The organism is Mesorhizobium ventifaucium (genome assembly GCF_935822925.1).
GTDB classification, from domain to species: domain Bacteria; phylum Pseudomonadota; class Alphaproteobacteria; order Rhizobiales; family Rhizobiaceae; genus Mesorhizobium; species Mesorhizobium ventifaucium.
This window is the reverse complement of record NZ_CAKXZS010000011.1, coordinates 312,551-334,033: the sequence shown is the minus strand read 5'-3', so window position 1 is coordinate 334,033 and position 21,483 is coordinate 312,551. Positions and strand designations below refer to the sequence as shown.

At 64.8% G+C, this 21,483-nt stretch carries 15 protein-coding genes; 10 read left to right on the top strand and 5 right to left on the bottom strand.

Translation table 11 applies throughout. The features are described 5' to 3' along the window. Nucleotides 1–28 precede the first annotated feature (28 nt). From dut to NMG70_RS09825, 4 genes are all read left to right on the top strand, one after another. Nucleotides 29–514, top strand: a complete 486-nt coding sequence (dut, locus tag NMG70_RS09840; protein ID WP_254024301.1) for a dUTP diphosphatase — start codon at nucleotides 29–31, stop codon at nucleotides 512–514. Further along, on the top strand, nucleotides 514–1,176 hold the full coding sequence (locus tag NMG70_RS09835; RefSeq protein ID WP_254024300.1) for an HAD family hydrolase: 663 nt from the start codon (nucleotides 514–516) through the stop codon (nucleotides 1,174–1,176). Before dut ends, NMG70_RS09835 begins: the two co-directional genes overlap by 1 nt. Nucleotides 1,177–1,378: 202 nt before the next feature. Then, complete coding sequence (locus NMG70_RS09830) at nucleotides 1,379–2,182, top strand: isocitrate lyase/PEP mutase family protein (RefSeq protein ID WP_254024299.1); 804 nt, start codon at nucleotides 1,379–1,381, stop codon at nucleotides 2,180–2,182. Continuing rightward, nucleotides 2,179–3,174 carry a proline racemase family protein gene (locus tag NMG70_RS09825; protein WP_254024298.1) on the top strand — a complete coding sequence of 332 codons (996 nt, stop codon included), beginning with the start codon at nucleotides 2,179–2,181 and terminating at the stop codon, nucleotides 3,172–3,174. Before NMG70_RS09830 ends, NMG70_RS09825 begins: the two co-directional genes overlap by 4 nt. A gap of 100 nt (nucleotides 3,175–3,274) precedes the next feature. Here the strand turns inward: NMG70_RS09825 and NMG70_RS09820 are convergent, their stop codons facing one another. Beyond that, a complete protein-coding gene (locus tag NMG70_RS09820; RefSeq protein WP_254024297.1) occupies nucleotides 3,275–3,970 on the bottom strand; it encodes a sulfate transporter family protein in 696 nt (231 codons plus the stop codon). Nucleotides 3,971–4,164: 194 nt separating this feature from the next. On the opposite strand from NMG70_RS09820, the gene NMG70_RS09815 reads away from it, so the two are divergent. After that, nucleotides 4,165–5,157: an adenosine kinase gene (locus tag NMG70_RS09815; RefSeq protein WP_254024296.1), complete on the top strand. Its 993-nt coding sequence runs from the start codon at nucleotides 4,165–4,167 to the stop codon at nucleotides 5,155–5,157. 178 nt (nucleotides 5,158–5,335) lie between these two features. On the opposite strand, the gene NMG70_RS09810 is transcribed toward NMG70_RS09815, so the two are convergent. After that, nucleotides 5,336–7,615, bottom strand: a complete 2,280-nt coding sequence (locus NMG70_RS09810) for an NADP-dependent malic enzyme (RefSeq protein ID WP_254024295.1) — start codon at nucleotides 7,613–7,615, stop codon at nucleotides 5,336–5,338. A 203-nt stretch (nucleotides 7,616–7,818) separates the two neighbouring features. Here NMG70_RS09810 and mutS point away from each other — a divergent pair, with 203 nt between their 5' ends. Beyond that, complete coding sequence (gene mutS / locus NMG70_RS09805) at nucleotides 7,819–10,506, top strand: DNA mismatch repair protein MutS (RefSeq protein ID WP_254024522.1); 2,688 nt, start codon at nucleotides 7,819–7,821, stop codon at nucleotides 10,504–10,506. Between the two features lie 205 nt (nucleotides 10,507–10,711). On the opposite strand, the gene NMG70_RS09800 is transcribed toward mutS, so the two are convergent. From NMG70_RS09800 to NMG70_RS09790, 3 genes are all read right to left on the bottom strand, one after another. Next, nucleotides 10,712–11,557 carry an aldo/keto reductase gene (locus NMG70_RS09800; RefSeq protein WP_254024294.1) on the bottom strand — a complete coding sequence of 282 codons (846 nt, stop codon included), beginning with the start codon at nucleotides 11,555–11,557 and terminating at the stop codon, nucleotides 10,712–10,714. Between the two features lie 89 nt (nucleotides 11,558–11,646). Continuing rightward, nucleotides 11,647–12,048, bottom strand: a complete 402-nt coding sequence (gene copM / locus NMG70_RS09795; RefSeq protein WP_254024293.1) for a CopM family metallochaperone — start codon at nucleotides 12,046–12,048, stop codon at nucleotides 11,647–11,649. Nucleotides 12,049–12,091: 43 nt separating this feature from the next. Then, entirely contained in the window at nucleotides 12,092–14,596 is a 2,505-nt protein-coding gene (locus NMG70_RS09790; protein WP_254024292.1) for a heavy metal translocating P-type ATPase, read from the bottom strand. A gap of 309 nt (nucleotides 14,597–14,905) precedes the next feature. On the opposite strand from NMG70_RS09790, the gene NMG70_RS09785 reads away from it, so the two are divergent. From NMG70_RS09785 to NMG70_RS09770, 4 genes are all read left to right on the top strand, one after another. Further along, complete coding sequence (locus NMG70_RS09785) at nucleotides 14,906–17,707, top strand: [protein-PII] uridylyltransferase (RefSeq protein WP_254024291.1); 2,802 nt, start codon at nucleotides 14,906–14,908, stop codon at nucleotides 17,705–17,707. A 46-nt stretch (nucleotides 17,708–17,753) separates the two neighbouring features. Then, nucleotides 17,754–19,352, top strand: coding sequence for a murein biosynthesis integral membrane protein MurJ (murJ, locus tag NMG70_RS09780; protein ID WP_254024290.1), 1,599 nt, complete (start codon nucleotides 17,754–17,756; stop codon nucleotides 19,350–19,352). Nucleotides 19,353–19,808: 456 nt separating this feature from the next. Then, nucleotides 19,809–20,876, top strand: a complete 1,068-nt coding sequence (gene trpS / locus NMG70_RS09775; protein WP_254024289.1) for a tryptophan--tRNA ligase — start codon at nucleotides 19,809–19,811, stop codon at nucleotides 20,874–20,876. Between the two features lie 88 nt (nucleotides 20,877–20,964). Beyond that, nucleotides 20,965–21,456 carry a universal stress protein gene (locus NMG70_RS09770; protein WP_095483040.1) on the top strand — a complete coding sequence of 164 codons (492 nt, stop codon included), beginning with the start codon at nucleotides 20,965–20,967 and terminating at the stop codon, nucleotides 21,454–21,456. Nucleotides 21,457–21,483 lie beyond the last annotated feature (27 nt).

Here is a 21,483-nt window from a genome sequence, read left to right as displayed (position 1 = left end):
CGGCATTGATAGCGATAGGATCAGCCTCATGCGCGCAGCCCTCTACACTTCCTCCGTCATCGGTCCGGCCGTCGGCTTCGTCAGGCTGCCGCATGGCGAAGGCCTGCCGCTTCCCGCCTATGAAAGCCCGGGCGCCGCAGGCATGGATCTGCGCGCCGCGGTCCCGGACGACCGGCCGCTGCTGATCCTGCCGGGAAAACGCGCGCTGGTGCCGACCGGGCTGATCCTGGAGATCCCGGAGGGGGTGGAAGGTCAAGTCCGGCCGCGCTCGGGCCTCGCCTTCAAGCATGGCCTCACCTGCCTCAACACACCTGGCACCATCGACAGCGACTATCGCGGCGAGGTCAAGGTGCTGCTGATCAATCTCGGCGACGAGGATTTCGCGGTGACGCGCGGCATGCGGATCGCGCAGATCGTCTTCGCCCCGGTGACGCAGGCGACGGTCGAGGAGCGCAGCCTGGCCGGCGGCACGGCGCGCGGCTCCGGTGGGTTCGGATCGACCGGCACCGCCTGATGCTTTGGCCCCTACCCAAACTGGTCATCTTCGATTGCGACGGGGTTCTGGTCGACACCGAGAACCTTGCCAATCGACGCCTCGCCGAATGGCTCAGCGCCGCCGGCTATCCAGCAAGCTTCGAATATTGCCGCAAGAATTTCTCCGGCCGCAGCATGGTCTCGGTGCAGAAGGAAGTCGAGGCGACCGGCGTCAGCCTCGGCGCCGATTTCGTCGAACGCTGGAACGCCGGCCTGCCGGACCTGTTCGCGCATGGGGTCGAAGCCGTTCCCTATGTCAGGCAGTTCATCGAAGCCGTGCACGCGGCCGGCATAGCAACTTGCGTCGCTTCATCGGCACGGGTGTCTAAAATGCACATCACGCTCGGCCAGACCGGGCTGCTGCCGCTGTTCGAACAAGCGCTGTTCAGCTCGACAATGGTCTCCCGCGGCAAGCCGTTTCCCGACCTGTTCCTGCATGCCGCAAGCACGATGGGCTTCGCGCCCGCCGATTGCATCGTCATCGAGGACAGCGTCGCTGGAACCTTGGCCGGCATTGCCGCCGGCATGCGCGTCTATTCCTATCACGGCGACCCGCACTCCGACCGCGACGGCCTGACCGAGGCCGGCGGCATCCTGTTCGACGACATGCGCGAACTGGCCGGGCTGGTGCCGATCCACTGATCTGATATCGGGCTGCTTCTCCGGCTGTACGCCTCGGTCGTCCGTATCAGCTTTCGAACGCTCGACAGTGCGAGGCGTCAAGGGGTCCGACGCACTGGACAAATTGGCAGGAGAGAATGCCGATCGCTTCTGAACCAATCGCATTCGTTTGCCCGGCGCGCGACGGCGGGATAAAATGCGCTTCGCACTCTGGGGAGCATCCATGGACAAGGGCAAAATATTTCGCGACCTGCACAGCTCGATTTTCGTCATGCCCAACCCCTGGGACGTCGGCACGACGAAACTGCTGGCTTCCTTCGGTTTCAAGGCGTTGGCGACGACCAGCGCCGGCTTTGCCTTTTCGCGTGGCCTGCCCGATGGCGCGGTGAGCTTCGAGGCGATGATCCACCACTGCCGCGACGTGACTGCGGCGACCGGCCTGCCGGTCTCGGCCGATCTCGAAAAGGGCAAGGGCGACAGCGCGACAAGTGCATCCGAAACCATCTTCGCGGCCGAAGCGGCAGGCCTCGCCGGCTGCTCGATCGAGGACCACACCGGCGAGCCCGACAAGCCGATCTATGATTTTTCGCATGCGGTCGAGCGCGTCGCCGCTGCAGCCGAGGCGGCACGGGCGCTGAAGCACGACTTCGTCTTCACCGCGCGGGCTGAGAATTTCCTGTGGGGCAAGTCTGACATCGACGACACGATCAAGCGGCTGCAAGCCTTCGAGAAGGCCGGTGCCGACGTGCTCTACGCGCCGGGCATCAGTGACGTCGAGACGGTGCGAACCGTCTGCTCGGCGCTGACCAAGCCGGTCAACGTCATGGTCAGGCCCGGCTTCACCATCGCCGAGCTTGCGCTCGCAGGGGTCAAGCGCATTTCGCTCGGGCCCTGGCTGACCAATTACGCCTTCGGCATGCTGGAGACGGCGGCGCGTGAGATCCAGCAGGACGGCACCTTCGGCTTCACCCACGCCGCCATGCCGTTCGGCAAACTGCAGGCGTTGTTTGCCGAACCCAACGCATGATGCTCAGCGTCGTCGACATGCACACCGGCGGCGAACCGCTGCGGATCGTCACCGGTGGCTACCCCAGTATCCCTGCAGGCACGATCCTGGAAAAACGCGCCTATGTGCGCGACCACCTCGACCATCTCAGGAAGATCCTGATGTTCGAGCCGCGCGGCCACTACGACATGTATGGCGCGCTGCTGGTGGAACCCGACCTGCCCGGCGCCGACCTCGCCGTGCTGTTCATGCACAATGAGGGCTATTCGACGATGTGCGGCCACGCCATTGTCGCGCTCGGCCGCTACGCCGTCGACGAGGGGCTGGTGGCGCGGCAGGAGCCGCTGACGACGGTCAACATCGAAGCGCCGTGCGGGCTGGTCGTCGCCTCGGTCGAGGTGCAGGACGGCAAGGCCGGGGCGGTGTCGTTCGAAAGCGTGCCGGCCTTTCTGTTCGCCCGCGACCAGCAGGTCGAATTGCCGGGTTACGGGGCGATCGGATTCGACATCGCCTATGGCGGCGCCTTCTATGCGCTCGCCGAGTGCCGGCAGTTCGGGCTGGAGTTCGGCAAAAACCGCGTGCGCGATTTCGTCGATGCGGCGACCGCGCTTACGGAGAAGCTGAAGAAAGAATTCCCGCTGTCGCACCCCGACCATGCCGACCTTGCCTTTCTCTACGGCACAATCCTGACCGACGGACAGGACGTATATTCCGATTGCCCGACCAAGAACATCTGCGTCTTCGCCGAGGCCCAGGTCGACCGCTCGCCGACCGGATCGGGCGTCGCCGCGCGGCTGGCGGCAATGCATGCCAAGGGCGAAATCGCCGGCCAGACGCGGCTGTTCGAGAGTATCGCCGGGTCGCGCTTTTCCGGCAGAGTGGCGGGGACCGCGAAAGCCGGGCCGCATGACGCCATCATCGCCCGCGTCGGCGGCCGCGCCTTCTACTCCGGCCGGGCCGAATTAATCGTCGAACCCGACGACGAACTGGGACGCGGTTTTCTTCTACGCTAACGCCGGGCCCACCAAACGGAACCGAGCGTAACGCTGGGTACGCTCCGGAAGCGCCGGAAACCGCCATTCGCACGCCGGCATCACCGGAGCATCAGCACTCCTAAGCCGCTTCCCGCGCCGAGATCGCCTTGTGCAGGTGCACCATCATGGCGGCGGCGAACAGCGGCGTCAGAAGGTTGAGCAGCGGCACGGCGAGGAAGGCAGCGACAACCAGCCCGGCGAGGAACACCGTGACGGCATGTTTTTTGCGCAACGCGCGGGCCTCTGCCTCCGGGCGAAAGCGCATGGCGGCGAACTCGAAAAATTCGCGTCCCAGCAGATAGCCGTTGACGATGAAGAAGGCGGCGATGTTGATGCCCGGCACCAGCAGAAGCAGCAAGGCAACGATGTTGCCGAGGATGACGACGCCAAAGAATCTTATCGCCAGCACCAGCGATCGCAGCGCCGGCATGGCGCGGCCGGGCGGGTCATTGGGATAGTCGGTGCGCTCGACCAGTTCGGCGGCGGCGTCGAGAAACAGGCCGGCGATGATCGCCGTCACCGGCGCGATCAGCAGTGCCAGACCCAGCGCGAGACCGATCCCGGCGACGATGAAGCCCAGCCATCCGGCCCAGGACGGCAGGCCGGGCAGCCATGCGTCGATCCACGGCCAGGCCAGCCATTCGAACAGCCCCTCGATGGCGAACCAAAGTGCGGCGAGCGCCAGCAAGGTCAGGCCCAGCGTTTTTACGAACACCGAGCGGAATTCGGGCGAGAACAGCTGGCTGGCGGCGGCGCGGGCGGCGCTGGAGATCACGGCGTTTCCAATTCCATGTTGAACATCTGCGAAATAGGCGGAGACATGACAAGTCACAAGCGCAACCAAGGGCGTAACCACGTGCGGCGTCACGCCATTTAAAAATCACGAACTAGGCAAAGCCACATCAAATCGCTAGACCCGCCCGCGGCCGGCGTGGCAGAAAGCCGGTGGTTTTCGCGGAGACATCATTGATGCCTAACTATGACGTGCTTTGTATCGGTAATGCCATCGTCGACATCATTGCGCAGTGCGACGAGGCGTTTCTGGAAACGAACGGCATCATCAAGGGCGCGATGAACCTGATCGACACGAGGCGCGCGGAGCTGCTCTACAGCCGCATGGGCCCGGCCATCGAAGCCTCCGGCGGAAGCGCCGGCAACACCGCGGCGGGCGTCGCCAGCTTCGGCGGTCGCGCCGCCTTCTTCGGCAAGGTCTCGAACGACACGCTCGGCGAAATCTACGCCCATGACATGCACGCGCAGGGCGTCGCCTTCGACACCAAGCCGCTCAATGGCGAACCGCCGACGGCGCGCTCGATGATCTTCGTCACGCCGGACGGCGAGCGCTCGATGAACACCTATCTCGGCGCTTGCGTCGAGCTCGGGCCGGAGGACGTCGAAGCCGACAAGGCGTCAGGCGCCGCCGTCACCTATTTCGAGGGGTATTTGTGGGACCCGCCGCGCGCCAAGGAAGCGTTCCGGCAGACGGCGAAGCTTGCCCATGCCGCCGGGCGCGAGGTGTCGATGACATTGTCGGATTCGTTCTGCGTCGACCGCTACCGCGACGAGTTTCTGGAGCTGATGCGCTCGGGCACCGTCGATATCGTCTTTGCCAACAGCCACGAGATCAAGGCGCTCTACCAGACCGCCTCCTTCGACGAGGCGCTGGCGCAGATCCGCAAGGACTGCAAGATCGCCGCCGTCACCCGCTCCGAAAAGGGCTCGGTCATCGTGCGCGGCGACGAGACCGTCACCATCGATGCGACGAGAATCCGCGAGCTGGTCGATACCACCGGCGCCGGCGACCTCTATGCCGCCGGTTTCCTCTACGGCTACACGCAAGGGCGCAGCCTGAAGCATTGCGGCGATCTCGGCTCGCTGGCGGCCGGGCTGGTGATCCAGCAGATCGGGCCAAGGCCGCGGCAGAATCTGCGCCACGAGGCTGAGCAGGCAGGGCTGCTGTAGGGCTCGAAGCCTCTTCCTTCTCCCCTTGTGGGAGAAGGTGGCCGAGCGAAGCTCGGTCGGATGAGGGGTGTTCCAGGGAATGCCGACGCCTCATTTCCTCCAACACCCCTCTTCCGTCTTGGCGCTACGCGCCAATCCACCTTCTCCCACAAGGGGAGAAGGAAGAGGCGCTCGCTCCTCAGGCCCCCGCCGTGTACGCGGCAATCGCCGCCATGTTGACGATGTCTGAGTCCTTGGCGTTGAGCGAGACGATCTGAACCGGCTTGTCCAAGCCGACCAGCAGCGGGCCGATGACGGTCGAGCCGCCGAGTTCCTGCAGCATCTTGGTCGAGATAGAGGCCGAGTGGAAGGCCGGCATGATCAGCACATTGGCCGGGCCGGTCAGCCGGATGAACGGGTATTGCGCCATGGCGCGTGCGTTGAGCGCCACGTCGGCGGCCATCTCGCCGTCATACTCGAAATCGACGCGCCGCTTGTCGAGGATGCGCACCGCTTCCTGGACGCGCTCGGAGCGCTCGCCCTGCGGGTGGCCGAAGGTGGAATAGGCAAGCATGGCGAGCCGTGGCTCATAACCCATGCGGCGGGCAAAGCCGGCGGCCTCCTCGGCGATGTCGGCGATCTGTTCGGCATTCGGCATGTCGTGCACGGCGGTGTCGGCGACGATCACGGTTCGGCCCCGCGCCAGCACGATCGAGGCGCCGATGACGCGGTGGCCGGGCTTGGCGTCGATGATGCGGCGGATGTCGTCGAGCGCCGTCGAGTAGTTGCGGGTGACGCCGGTGACGATGCCATCGGCATCGCCAAGCGCCACCATGCAGGCGGCGAAATGGTTGCGGTCGTTGTTGATCAGGCGCTGGCAGTCGCGAAACAGGAAGCCCTTGCGCTGCATGCGCTCGTACAGATAGTCGGTGTAGACGCCGTTGCGGCGCGACAGCCTGGCGTTGATGATCTCGATGCCTTGCTTGTTCAGTTCGATGCCGGCGTTCCTGGCGTTCTCCTTGATGATGTCGTCGCGGCCGAGCAGGATGGCGGTGCCGAGCCGCTGGTTCACATAGGAGACGGCGGCGCGCATCACCTGCTCCTCCTCGCCCTCGGCGAAAACGATGCGCTTGGGCTGGCGGCGCACGCGGTCGTAGATGCGCTGCAGGGTCGAGGCGATCGGATCGCGGCGAGCGGAAAGCTCCTGCGCGTAGCGGTCGAGGTCGAGGATCGGCTTGCGCGCGACGCCGGAATCCATCGCGGCCTTGGCAACCGCGATCGGAATGGCCGAGATCAGGCGCGGATCGAACGGCACCGGGATGATGTAGTTGGGGCCGAATTTCGGCCGCATGCCCTGGTAGGCGGCGGCGACGTCGTCGGGCACATCCTGGCGCGCCAGTTCGGCGAGCGCACGCGCCGCGGCGATCTTCATGTCGTCATTGATGGTGGTCGCCCGCACGTCTAGCGCGCCGCGGAAGATGTAAGGGAAGCCGAGCACGTTGTTGACCTGGTTCGGATAGTCCGAACGCCCGGTGGCCATGATGGCATCGGCGCGGATTTCGGCGACTTCCTCCGGCGTGATCTCGGGATCGGGGTTGGCCATGGCGAAGATGATCGGCTTCTCGGCCATCGACTGCACCATCCTGGTGGTCAGCGCGCCCTTGGCCGAGAGCCCGAGGAACACGTCGGCACCGTCGAGCGCCTCGGCCAGCGAGCGCGCGTCGGTCTTGACGGCATGCGCCGACTTCCACTGGTTCATGCCTTCGGTGCGGCCCTGGAAGACGACGCCCTTGGTGTCGCACAGGATGATGTTCTCGGGCGCAAAGCCCATCGCCTTCATCAGCTCGATGCAGGCGACGCCGGCAGCACCGGCGCCGTTGCAGACCATTTTGGTGGTCTTCATGTCGCGGCCGGTGATTTCCAGCGCGTTGATCAGGCCGGCCGCCGAAATGATGGCGGTGCCGTGCTGGTCGTCATGAAAGACCGGTATGTCCATAAGTTCGCGCAGCCGCTGCTCGATGATGAAGCATTCCGGCGCCTTGATATCTTCCAGATTGATACCGCCGAACGACGGCCCAAGGAAACGCACGCAATTGATGAACTCTTCGGCATCCTCGGTGTCGACCTCGAGGTCGATGGAATCGACATCGGCGAAGCGCTTGAACAGCACCGCCTTGCCTTCCATCACCGGCTTGGCGGCCAGCGCGCCAAGATTGCCGAGGCCGAGGATGGCGGTGCCGTTGGAGATGACGGCGACCATGTTGCCGCGCGTCGTGTAGTCGAAGGCGCGGCTGGGATCCTCGGCAATGGCGAGGACGGGAACCGCGACGCCCGGCGAATAGGCGAGGCTCAAGTCGCGCTGGGTGGCCATCGGCTTGGTGGCGACGATCTCCAGCTTGCCGGGCCGGCCCATGGCGTGGAATTCCAGCGCCTCCTGCGCGCTGACGGAGGGGCCGTTGCTTTCGGTTTTCCTGGCCATGACGCTTTCGTTTCCTCACCCGTGCGGCACCTCGTTGAGACGGGCGCGATGCTTTCTTTTGTGGAACGTTCGGGATTAAGGCTACACTTCGCCGCTGTAAACCGCCAAGCAGATGGCTTGGGAATTTTGGAAGCAGCTTCTTGAACGACGAAACGCCCATTCGCAGCGACAGCTCTACGCCGGCCTTTGCGCCGGCAACGCCGATGATGGAGCAGTATATCGAGATCAAGGCGGCGAACCCGGATTCGCTGCTGTTCTACCGCATGGGCGATTTCTACGAACTGTTCTTCGACGACGCCGAGAAGGCGAGCCGGGCGCTCGGCATCGTCCTGACCAAGCGCGGCAAGCATCAGGGCCTCGACATCCCGATGTGCGGCGTGCCGGTGCATGCCGCCGACGACTATCTGCAGAAGCTGATCGGACAAGGGTTCCGCGTCGCCGTCTGCGAGCAGATCGAGGATCCGGCCGAAGCGAAGAAGCGCGGCGGCAAGTCGGTGGTGCGTCGCGACGTGGTGCGGCTGGTGACGCCCGGCACCATCACCGAGGACAAATTGCTGGCGCCGTCGGAATCGAGTTTCTTGATGGCGCTTGGCCGGGTCAAGAGCGGGGCCGAGCCAAGTGCCGGGGAACGCGGCAGCGCGACGGGGAACCAAGGAAGTTTTGCATTGGCCTGGATCGAGATCTCGACCGGCACCTTCCGCGTTGCCGAGACCAGCGCCGACCGGCTGCTCGCCGATGTCTTTCGCGTCGACCCACGCGAGCTGATCGTCGCCGAGCCGGTGTTTTACGATCCGGAGCTGAAACCGGTGTTCGATGTGCTCGGCCGCGTCGCCAATCCGCAGCCGCCGAGCCTGTTCGACTCGGCGTCGGCCGCCGGGCGCATCGCCCGCTTCTTCGAGGTGGCGACGCCGGACAGTTTCGGCACGTTTTCCCGCGCTGAGCTGTCGGCGATCTCAGGCGCCATCGCCTATGTCGAAAAGACGCAGAAGGCCGAGCGGCCGCCGCTGTCGCGGCCCGAGCGCGAGGAGCAGGGTTCGACGCTGTTCATCGATCCGGCGACACGCGCCAATCTGGAACTGCTGCGCACCCTGTCCGGCACCCGCGAGGGTTCGCTGTTCAAGGCGATCGACCGCACGGTGACCGGCGGCGGCGCGCGGCTGCTCGCCGACCGGCTGATGGCGCCGTTGACCGATCCGGGGGCAATTGGCGCAAGGCTGGATTCGGTGTCGTTCTTCCGGTCCGAGACACGGCTGTGCCAAGCGGTGCGGGCGAGCCTGAAAAGTGTCGCCGACATGCCACGCGCCCTGTCGCGGCTGGCGCTCAACCGCGGCGGCCCGCGCGATCTGGGCGCGCTGCGTGCCGGGTTCGAGGCAGCCGGCGCCATTGCCGAACTGTTTGGGGCGACCGCCCTGCCGCCAGAACTGGCGGCGGCGCTGGCGGCGATCGAGGCGCTGCCGCGCCCGCTGGCCGAGCATCTGACGCGGGCGCTCGCCGACGAGCTGCCGCTGCTCAAGCGCGACGGCGGCTTCGTCCGTTCCAGCTACAACGCTGAGCTCGACGAGATGCGGGCGCTGCGCGATGAATCACGCAAGGTCATTGCCGGGCTGGAGCGCTCGCTGATCGACGAAACCGGCATCCGCTCGCTGAAAATACGGCACAACAATGTGCTTGGCTACTACATCGAAGTCACCGCCAATCACCATGCGATCATGACGAGCAGCGACGGGGCGAAGGCGCGCTTCATCCATCGCCAGACCATGGCCAACGCCCTGCGCTTCACCACCACCGAACTGGCCGAGCTGGAATCGAAGATCGCCAATGCCGCCGACCGGGCGCTGGCGATCGAGCTTGCCGCCTTCGACAGGCTGACGGCGGAAGCGGTCGGGCAGGCGGACAAGATCCGCGCCGGCGCCGAAGCACTCGCCGTGCTCGACGTGTCGGCGGCACTTGCGTTGCTTTCCGAAAGCGAGGCCTGGAGCCGGCCGGTGGTGGACGCGAGCCTCGCCTTCGCCATTTCGGGCGGGCGGCATCCGGTGGTCGAACAGTCGCTGCGGCGTGCGGGCGAAGGACCGTTCGTCGCCAATGATTGCGATTTATCGCCGGAAGGCAATGCCAAAAACGGCGCGATCTGGCTGCTGACCGGCCCCAATATGGGCGGCAAATCGACCTTCCTCAGGCAGAACGCGCTGATCGCCATCCTCTCCCAGACCGGCTCCTTCGTGCCGGCGGCATCAGCCCATATCGGCGTCGTCGACCGGCTGTTTTCACGTGTCGGCGCCTCCGACGATCTGGCGCGCGGCCGCTCGACCTTCATGGTCGAGATGGTCGAAACGGCGGCGATCCTCAACCAGGCCGGCGAACGCGCGCTGGTGATCCTCGACGAGATCGGCCGCGGCACCGCCACTTTCGACGGCCTGTCGATCGCCTGGGCGGCGGTCGAGTATCTGCACGAGAAGAACCGCTGCCGGGCGATCTTCGCCACCCATTTCCACGAAATGACGGCGCTGGCCAGCAAGCTCGCTCGGCTGCACAATGTCACCATGCGGGTCAAGGAATGGGAGGGCGACGTCGTCTTCCTGCACGAGGTCGGCAAGGGTGCCGCCGACCGCTCCTACGGCGTGCAGGTGGCGCGTCTGGCCGGCCTGCCGGAAGCCGTGGTCGGGCGGGCCAGGGAAGTGCTACACCAGCTGGAAGCGGGCGAGGTTTCGGGCAAGGCCAACCGGCTGGTCGACGATCTGCCGCTGTTTTCAGTGGCGGTGAGGCGGGAAGCGCCAAAGCCGGTGAAGAGCGATGGGCTGAGCGCAGCGCTGGGAGAGATCAATCCCGACGAGATGACGCCCCGGGAGGCGCTGGAGGCGCTGTACAGATTGAAGGGAATGGCGGGGAAATAGCTGGGCTTCGTAAGATGGCGCTCTACGGCGCTGCCGGACATCTCCCCCACGAGGGGGGAGATTGGCAGCTTCGCAGACAGCATCTTTTCTCCAGCGTTGGAGATTGGCGAAAGCGATGGTGATAGCCGATCTCCCCACCTGTGGGGGAGATGTCCGGCAGGACAGAGGGGGCGCGAAGGAACGCGGCCTTAGTTTTATTCCCCGCTCAAATCATCTGCAGGCCCAGCTTCCGCCTCGGCGGCGGGAAGGCGCGGTCGATTTCGGCGAAATCTTCCGAGGTGAGCTCGATGTCCAACGCAGCGACATTCTGGCGGATGTGCTCTTGCCTGCTGGCCTTTGGAATGGCGATGACGCCGTCCTGTGCCATCACCCAGGCCAGCGCCAGCTGAGCCGGCGTCGCATCGTGGCGGGCGGCGATGGCTTCGAGGCTGGCATTGCGCGCCAATACGCCCTGGTCGACCGGCGAATAGGCCATCAGCGGAATGCCGCGCTGCCGGCTCCAGGGCGCAAGGTCGAATTCGGGGCCGCGCTGGGACAGGTTGTAGAGGATCTGGTTAGTCTGGACGCTGTCGCCGGCCGGCAGGCTGACCAGTTCCTCCATCTCATGGGTGTCGAAATTGCTGACGCCCCAGTGGCGGATCTTGCGGGACCTTTTCAACGCCTCGAAGGCCTCGACCGTTTCCGTCAGCGGCACGCTGCCGGGCCAGTGCAGCAGATAGAGATCGATCCGGTCGGTGCGCAGATGCCTGAGACTTGCCTCGCAGGCAGCCGGCACGCCGGTGCGCGAGGCGTTGGACGGCAGCACCTTGGAGACCAGGAACACCTCGTCGCGGCGCCCGGCAATGGCATCCGCCACCACCTCCTCGGCCCCGCCGCTGGCATACATTTCGGCGGTGTCGATCAGCGTCATGCCGAGATCGAGCCCAAGCTTCAGCGCGGCGACCTCATCGGCATGGCGGCGGGCGTCCTCGCCCATTTTCCACGTGCCTTGGCCCAGCACGGGAACGGCTTCGCCCGAGGGCAATGTGGTGGTTCTTATCATTGATGGCATGGCGCGCTCCAGTCGAGGCCGGATGGCACCACACCCCCGGGGAGAAATCCAGATGAAAGTCCAGGATTTTTCCCGCGAGCTGCCTGATGCTACTTCCCCGGATGGGCGGCCAGCCAATCCCGCATCTGTTTGATCTCGGCTTCCTGCGCCGCGATCACCGCTTCGGCCATTTTGCGCATTTCCGGATCCTTGCCATTGGCAAGCTCGACCTTGGCCATGTCGATTGCGGCCTGATGATGCGGGATCATGCCGCGGGCGAAATCGACATCGGCATTGCCGGAAGGTTCGATCGCCATCATCGCGGTGTGCATCTTGTCCATCGCCGCCTTGTAGCCATCGGTCGAGGCACCCTGCGCGCCCATCGCGCCCATGTCGTGCGCCCCCATGTCGTGTTTCGTCTCCTGGGCCTGCGACGGAATGCTTTCCAGGAAAACCGCAAGCAGCATTCCGGCCGCCATCAGCAGCAGCACGATCTTCTTGGCCAACGTCATTCATGATCTCCTTTTTGAACGAATTGCTATCTGGGGACTTCGCTCAGAGTTTCAACGTTCTGAGCCGCAACGCGTTGGTGATCACCGAAACCGAGGACAGGCTCATCGCCGCCGCCGCCAGCATCGGCGACAACAGCGTGCCGGTGAGCGGATAAAGCACGCCGGCAGCGACCGGCACGCCAAGCAAATTGTAGAGGAAGGCGAAGAACAGGTTCTGGCGGATGTTGCGGATCGTCGCCTGGGCGAGCGTGCGGGCCCGGACGATGCCGTTGAGATCGCCCTTGACCAGCGTGATCCCGGCGCTTTCGACCGCGACATCGGCGCCGGCTCCCATGGCGATGCCGACATCGGCGGCAGCCAGCGCCGGCGCATCGTTGACGCCGTCGCCGGCCATCGCGACGTCGGCGCCCCTGGCGCGCAACTCCTCGACCAGCGCGCTCTTCTGTTCCGGCAGCAGGCCGGCACGCACCTCGTCGATGCCGAGTTTGCTTGCGATGGCCTTCGCCGTGCGTTCGTTGTCGCCGGTCGCCATGATGATCTTCAGACCGCGCCCGTGCAGCGCCTTGATCGCCTCTGATGTCGTCGCCTTGATCGGATCGGCGACGGCGACGATGCCGGCCAGTTTGTTGCCGATGGCGACGAACATCGCGGTCTTGCCCTCGGCCTGCAGCGCTTCGGCGCTGGGCGAGATGGATGCGATATCGATGCCGAGATCGGCCATCATCGCGGCGTTGCCGAGCGCGACCTTCTTTCCCGACACCGTGCCGGAGACGCCCTTGCCGGTGACCGCCTCGAAACCGCCGGCGTTGGGAATTTTTACCCCGCGCTCACTGGCACCTTCGACGATCGCCTCGGCCAGCGGATGCTCCGAGCCTTTTTCGAGACCGGCGGCAAGTGCCAGCAGATCATCTTCCGCCATACCCTCGGCGGCGACGACGTCCGTCAATCTCGGCCGGCCTTCGGTCAAGGTGCCGGTCTTGTCGACGATCAGCGTATCGACCGAGGCAAAGCGTTCGAGCGCCTCGGCGTCCTTGATCAGCACGCCGCTATGCGCGCCGCGCCCTGTGGCGGTCATGATCGACATCGGCGTGGCAAGACCAAGCGCACAAGGACAGGCGATGATCAGCACCGAGACCGCCGCGACGATGGCAAAGATCAGGCTGGGCTGCGGCCCGAAGATCGCCCAGGCGATGAACGCAACGATCGCAACCACGACGACGGCCGGAACGAAATAGAAGGAAACGCGGTCGGCCAGGCTTTGGATCGGCGCACGCGAACGCTGCGCCTTGGCGACGAGCTCGACGATCCGCGCCAGCGTGGTTTCGGCGCCGATCCTCTCGGCGCGCATGATCAGCGAACCGTTCTTGTTGAGCGTGCCGCCGGTGACGGGGTCGCCTTCAGTCTTTTCGACCGGCAGCGGCTCGCCGGACAGCATCGATTCGTCGACGGAAGAGCGGCCTTCCAGCACGATGCCGTCGACCGGCACGGCATCGCCGGGGCGGATGCGCAGGCGGTCGCCGGCCTTGACCGTGTCGAGCGGCACGTCGTTTTCGGAACCGTCCTCGCCGATCAGCCGCGCCGTCTTCGGCGCGAGGTCGAGCAGCGCGCGGATCGCCGAGCCGGTTTTTTCACGGGCGCGCAATTCCAGCACCTGGCCGAGGAAAACCAGCGCCACGATGACGGCGGCTGCCTCGAAATAGACCGGCACCGTGCCCTCATGACCGCGGAACTGGTGCGGAAATAGATCGGGGAACAGCGTGGCGGCGACGCTGTAGAGATAGGCCGCACCGACGCCGAGCAAAATCAGCGTCCACATGTTGGGGCTGCGGTTGAGAACAGAATCCCAGCCGCGATGGAAGAAAGGAGAAGCCGCCCACAGCACAACCGGGCTGGCCAGCGCCAATTCCACCCAGATCCTGGTCGAATCCTCGATGAAGGCGCTAAACGTCAGGCCGAGCATCGGCGCCATGGCGAATATCAGCAATGGCACCGACAACACGGCGCTGACCCAGAAGCGCCTGGTGAAATCGACCAGTTCCGGGTTCGGTCCCTCATCGCCGGTCGGCACGCCCATCGGTTCCAGCGCCATGCCGCAGATCGGGCAGGCGCCTGGCTTGTCGCGGACGATTTCGGGATGCATCGGGCAGGTGTATTGCGTGCCTTTCGGCATCGCCTGCGGCGCCGGCCTGTCGCCAAGATATTTTGCCGGCTCCGCCTCGAATTTCACCTTGCAGCCGGCCGAGCAGAAATAGAAGCCCTGGCCTTCATGCCGGGAAAAGTGCTTCGCGGCGGCACGCTCGACACGCATGCCGCAGACCGGGTCGGTGGCGGCAAGGTAGTTTTCCGGCTCGGCCGTGAACCTCGAACGGCAGCGCTCGCTGCAGAAATGATAGCGATGGCCGCCATGATCGGCGGTCGGCTTGCCGGCGGCCGGATCGACGGTCATGCCGCAGACCGGATCACGAATGACGGCGTCGGCGACGGACGGAGCAGCTTTCGGCGAGCAGCAGCCGTTGTGCGCGTGATGGTCGTGGTCGGAATGCTTCATGCCGAATGGCCTCTCTGTCTCGAACCTGGAACCGAGGTAGTGCTTCCAGTCACTGGAAGGTCAAGGGCCATTTCGATCTTTGGTGCCGTGGTGCATGCCGGCCAGCCTGGGGGAAACCCAAGCATCCATGCTTATGGCCGCCGCCACTTCTGGGCTTGGCAAAGTCGTCCAACAAGACCATCTATCAACTGCGGCAGGAGACGATCATCCGGTTTCGACTCCCGTGGAGAGCGTGTCCGTCCGCCCCATACCCAGCGCCGCGAAAACGCGCTATAGACGCCGCCAAAACGGCGAGGCCGAACGGCACTTATGGCAAGAATCTCTCTAAAGCTCGACGAACTGATCGACGGCGAAGCCTTGCGCCGCGAGATGACCGCGCTGACTGCGGCCACGGCAGGCGACGGCTCCGGCAAGGCTGCGCGCACCGGTGTTCTCCAGCTTCTCAAGGGCAGGCTGGCCGCCGGCCGCAGCATCGCCGAACGCATGCTGATGGACGACGGCAGCGGCACTGCCTGCGCCGCCCGGCTGTCGCATCTCATGGACGAGGTCATCCGCGCGCTCTACGAGTTCGCCGCCACCCATGTCTATCGCGTCAGAAACCCGTCATCGGCCGAACGCATGGCCGTCGTCGCGGTCGGCGGCTATGGCCGCGGCACGCTGGCGCCGGGGTCCGATATCGATCTCCTCTTCCTGCTGCCCTACAAGCAGACGCCATGGGGCGAGCAGATCGTCGAATACATGCTCTACGTGCTGTGGGACCTGGGGCTGAAGGTCGGCCACGCTACCCGCAACATCGACGAATGCCTGCGGCAGTCGCGCACCGACATCACCATCCGCACCTCGATCCTGGAGGCGCGTTTCCTGTGGGGCGAGCAGAAGCTCTATGACGAGCTCCTGCAGCGCTTCGACCGCGAGGTGGTGCGCACCACCGGACCCGAATATGTGCAGGCCAAGCTTGCCGAACGCGACGAGCGTCATGCCAAGGCCGGCGAAAGCCGCTATCTGGTCGAACCCAACGTCAAGGACGGCAAGGGCGGCCTGCGCGACCTGCAGACGCTGTTCTGGATTGGCAAGTATTTCTACCGGGTGCGCACCGGCGAGGAACTGGTCGACAAGGGCGTCTTCACCGGTACCGAATACCGGGAATTCCAGAAGGCCGAGGACTTCCTGTGGGCGGTGCGCTGCCACATGCATTTCCTCACCGGCAAGGCCGAGGAACGACTGCATTTCGACATCCAGCGCGAGATCGCCGAGCGGCTGGGCTACACCACACATCCGGGCCTGTCGGCGGTCGAGCGCTTCATGAAGCACTACTTCCTCGTCGCCAAGGACGTCGGCGATCTGACCCGCATCTTCTGCGCGGCGCTCGAGGAAGAGCAGGGCAAGCATGTGCCGGGTTTCAACCGTATCTTCCTCACCTTCTCGCGCCGCAAGCGTAAGCTTGCCGGCACGTCTGATTTCATAATCGACAACCATCGCATCAACGTCGCCGACGACCTGGTGTTCGAGCGCGATCCGGTCAATCTCTTGCGGCTGTTCTGGTTCGCCGACAAGCACGGGCTGGAATTTCACCCCGATGCGCTGAAGCTGCTGACCCGTTCGCTCGGCCTCGTCGGCAAGGCGCTCAGGCGCGATGAGGAAGCCAACCGGCTGTTCCTCGACATATTGACCTCGGACCGCAATGCCGAACTCAATCTCAGGCGCATGAACGAGGCGGGACTGCTGGCAAAGCTGATCCCGGATTTCGGCAAGATCGTCGCCATGATGCAGTTCTCGATGTACCACCACTATACGGTGGACGAGCACCTGATCCGCTGTATCGGCGTGCTGGCCGAGATCGAGCGTGGCGACGGTGAAAAGATCCACCCGCTTGCTCACTCGCTGATGCCGGGGCTGAAGAAAAGTCGCGAGGCGCTTTATGTCGCGGTGCTGCTGCACGATATCGCCAAGGGCCGGCCCGAGGACCATTCCGAAGCGGGCGCCCGGATCGCGCGGCGGATCTGCCCGCATATGGGGCTGTCGGCGGCCGACACCGAAACGGTCTCCTGGCTGGTCGAGAACCATCTCGCCATGTCGATGACGGCGCAGACCCGCGACCTCAACGATCGCAAGACGATCGAGGACTTTTCCGCAATCGTGCAGTCGGTCGAACGGTTGAAGCTGCTGCTCGTCCTGACCGTCTGCGATATCAGAGGCGTCGGGCCTGGCGTCTGGAACGGCTGGAAGGGGCAGTTGCTGCGCACGCTCTACTACGAAACCGAATTGCTGTTGACCGGCGGGTTTTCGGAAGTGTCGCGTGCGATGCGCACCGCGGCTGCCCGCGAAAAGCTGGCCGAGGCGCTCGCCGATTGGCCGGAAAAGGCCCGCAAGCGCTATGTCGCCAAGCACTATGAGAATTATCTGCTGGCGGTCGATCTCGCCGACCAGCTTCGCCACGCCGAATTCATCCGCGAGGCGGATGCTGCGGGCAAGAAGCTCGCCACGATGATCAAGACCTACCAGTTCGAGGCGGTCACCGAGATCACCGTGCTGGCGCAGGACCATCCCCGCCTGCTTTCGGTCATTGCCGGCGCCTGCGTGGCGGCCGGCGGCAACATCGTCGACGCGCAGATCTTCACGACCTCCGACGGCCGCGCGCTGGACACCATCCTGATCTCGAGGGAATTCGACCGCGACGAGGACGAACGCCGCCGCGCCGAGCGCGTCGGCCGTCTGATCGAGGACGTGCTGTCGGGCAAGAGTTGGCTGCCGGAGATGATCGAGAAGCGCACCAAGCCGCGGCGCGGCGCCAAGGTCTTCCGCATCCCGCCGCGCGCCGAAATCCGCAACACGCTGTCGAACCGGTTCTCGGTGATCGAGGTCGAGGGGCTGGATCGGCCGGGCCTGCTGTCCGAGATCACCGGGGCGTTGTCGGACCTGTCGCTCGACATCGCCTCGGCACACATCACCACCTTCGGCGAAAAGGTCATCGATACCTTCTATGTCACCGATCTCACCGGCCAGAAGATCGACAGCCCGACGCGCATGGCCGCCATCCAAAACAGGCTGGTCGCGGTCCTCGAAGGCACCGTGCCCGAGCGCGGCGGCAAGGCCAAGGCCGCGGCCGAGTGACAGCCACCATTCATTTGTCCCAATCCTGCAGGCAGTCTCCAGACGCATGAGCCTTGTCAAAAAGTTCGCGACGGTCGCTTCCGGCACGCTGATGAGCCGTGCCCTCGGTTTCGGCCGCGAGATGCTGATGGCGGCCGCGCTCGGCACCGGGCCGATCGCCGACGCCTTCAACGCCGCCTTCCAGTTTCCCAACACCTTCCGCCGGCTGTTTGCCGAAGGCGCCTTCAACGCCGCCTTCGTGCCGCTCTTCGCCAAGGAGATCGAGACGCACGGCACCGACGGCGCCAAGCGCTTTTCCGAAGAGGTGTTCGGCGTGCTGTTCACCGCGCTGCTGGCGCTGACCATCGCCATGGAACTGGCGATGCCGCTGATCGTGCGCTACCTGGTGGCGCCGGGCTTTGCCGACTCGCCGGGAAAATTCGAGATGACGGTCGGGCTTGCGACCATCATGTTCCCCTATCTGATCTGCATGTCGCTCGGCGCGATGATGGCCGGCATGCTGAATTCGCTGCGCCGCTATTTCGCCGCCGCGGTGGCGCCGGTGTTCCTCAACATCATTCTGATCGGCGTGCTCGCCTATGCCTGGCACAAGGGATCGGACGCGCGCAGCGTTGGCTTCGCACTGGCCTGGGGCGTGCTGGCGGCGGGGCTGGTGCAACTGGCGATCGTCTGGGTGGCGGTGCGTCATGCCGGCATCTCGATCGGCTTTCGTCGGCCAAGGATGACCCCCAATGTCAAGCGGCTGCTGATCCTGGCGCTCCCGGCGGCGATCACCGGCGGCATCACCCAGATCAACCAGCTGATCGGCACCGCGATCGCCTCGGCGCAGGACAGCGCGGTGTCGTCGCTCGCCTATGCCGATCGCATCTATCAGCTGCCGCTCGGCGTCGTCGGCATCGCCGTCGCCATCGTGCTTCTGCCCGAACTGTCGCGGGCGCTGAAGTCGGGCAATCTGATCGAGGCGGCCAATCTGCAGAACCGGTCGGTGGAGTTCACGCTGTTCCTGACCTTGCCGGCGGCGGCGGCACTGCTGGTCATGGCGGAGCCGATCGTCGGGCTGGTCTACGAACGCGGCGCGTTTGCCGCCAACAACTCGACGCCGATCGTGGCGGCGATCCTGGCGATCTTCGGCTTGGGGCTGCCGGCCTTCGTGCTGATCAAGGCGTTCACCCCCGGCTATTTCGCCCGCGAAGACACGCGCACGCCGATGATCTTCGCCGCGATCTCGGTGGCGGTGAACATCACCACCGCGCTGACGCTGTTTCCGTCGATGGGCGCGCCGGGCATCGCCGTCGCCTCGGCCGTTGCCGGCTGGGTCAATGCGCTGATGCTGCTCGGCGTGCTGATCCGGCGCGGCCATTGGGGCCGCGACTTACCGCTCATGAAACGCATCCCACGGCTGGTGCTGTCGGCGGCGGTGATGGCGGCGGCGCTGTATTTTGCCGAACACTGGTTTGCCGCCCAGCTTTCCTCGGGCTCACCGCTGGCAATCAAGGCTACGACGCTTCTTGCGCTGGTAGCCGGCGGGGCGCTGCTTTACTTCGTCACAGCCTTCGTCACCGGTGGGGCGGATTCCGGCATGATCCGGCGCAATATCAGGCGGAAGGGCTCCCCGCCGATCGAGAAACAATCTCCAGATCCGTAAGTCGAAGCCGATTGTCGATTTCGGCGCCGCCCCTCAACCCCCTGCCGGGACCTTCTCCCCGTCAAGTACGGGGAGAAGGGGCTGGTCTCATCGTTGGCGACCCATCTCCCCGTTTTTCACGGGGAGAGGGTAAGGGTGAGGGCAGCGCAAACCTGAAGTGATTGCCCTGAACTGTGTGTAGTTTCAACTTGACAGATGACGGCAGCTATGCTAGGAATTTATTCATAGTGCCGAGTCGCGCCAGCGACCTGCCGTTGAGGCGGGTTCTTATATTTCACGTTCCCCAGCTTGAAGCTTCAAACAGGGCCTCTTGCGGCGTCTTACCCAGCCGAGGCCAAAGCCCTGCGCCGCCCAGCCTACAGCCCCTTGATCGTCTCCTCGCTCTCGTCCATAAGCGCGCCGTCGAAAGACTTTCGCCGCGCGCGAAACGGCCCTCCACAAGCCTAGGAAATATCCATGACCGCCTTCAAGCCACTCGTCTTTTCCGGCGTCCAGCCGACCGGCAATCTGCACCTCGGCAACTATCTCGGCGCCATCAAGAAATTCGTCGCCCTGCAGGACACCTCCGATTGCATCTATTGCGTCGTCGACCTGCATTCGCTGACCGCGCAGCTTGTCCATGAGGATCTCAAGGACCAAACGCGCGCGATCACCGCAGCGTTTCTCGCCTCCGGCATCGACCCGAGGAAGCACATCGTCTTCAACCAGTCGCGGGTCATGCAGCATGCCGAGCTTGCCTGGATCTTCAACTGCGTGGCCCGCATCGGCTGGATGAACCGGATGACGCAGTTCAAGGACAAGGCCGGCAAGGATCGCGAGAACGCCTCGCTTGGGCTGCTTGCCTATCCGAGCCTGATGGCTGCCGACATCCTCGTCTACCGCGCCACCCATGTGCCGGTCGGCGATGACCAGAAGCAGCACCTGGAGCTGACACGCGACATCGCGCAAAAATTCAACAACGACTTTTCGGATCGGATTGCCGGCCTTGGCGTCGGCGTCGAGATGAAGGTCGGCGAGGAGACGGTCAACGGCTTTTTCCCCCTCACCGAACCGATCATCGGCGGACCGGCGGCGCGCATCATGTCGCTGCGCGACGGGTCGAAGAAGATGTCGAAGTCGGATCCGTCGGACCTGTCGCGCATCAACCTGACCGACGATGCCGACAGCATCTCGAAGAAAATCCGCAAGGCCAAGACCGACCCGGAGGCGTTGCCTGGCGAATTGGACGGCCTGGCCGGCCGGCCGGAAGCCGAAAACCTGGTCGGCATCTATGCGGGTCTCGCCGAGATCTCGAAAGAGGCGGTGCTGAAGGAGTTCGGCGGCCAGCAGTTTTCGGTGTTCAAGCCGGCGCTGGCCGACCTTGCGGTGGAAAAGCTGGCGCCGGTCGCCGGCGAAATGCGCCGCATTTCCGGCGATCGCGCCTATGTCGACGCGGTGCTGAGCGACGGCGGCGAGCGGGCCGGCCTGCTGGCCGAGGCGACGATGAAGACCGTGCGCGACATCATCGGCCTGCTGCAGGGTTAATCCGCAGCCAATATTGCTACATCCGCCGGTCGCTTGCGGCCGGGCTGTGGCGGTGGCAGATTGCGACCGAAACCATCGAAGGTAGAAAATGGTCTCCAAACGCCTCAGCCGCGAAGCCGGCCATCGCCGCAAGTTTTTGGCGATCATCGACGACACGCCCGAATGTGAACGGGCGGTCGTCTACGCCTCGAAGCGCGCGCAGAGCACCAACGGCGTACTGGTGCTGCTCTATGTGATCGAGCCGGACGATTTCCAGCATTGGCTGGGTGTCGAGAAGATCATGCGCGAGGAGGCCACCGCCACCGCGCGCGCCGCACTGGACAGCTATGCCAACAAGGTGCGCCAGAAGCTCGGCATCGAGCCGGAACTGGTGGTCCGCGAAGGCAAGCCGACGGAAGAGATCCACAAATTGATCGAGGAGGACCAGGATATCGCCATCCTCGTGCTGGCCGCCGGCGCCGGCAAGGAGGGGCCGGGGCCGCTGGTCGGCGCGGTCGCCGGCAAGGGCGCCGCCTTCCCCATCCCGGTGACAGTGGTGCCGCAGAACCTCTCGGACGAAGAAATCGACAGCCTGGCCTGAGGTAAAGTTGATATTCAGGTGAGGCCG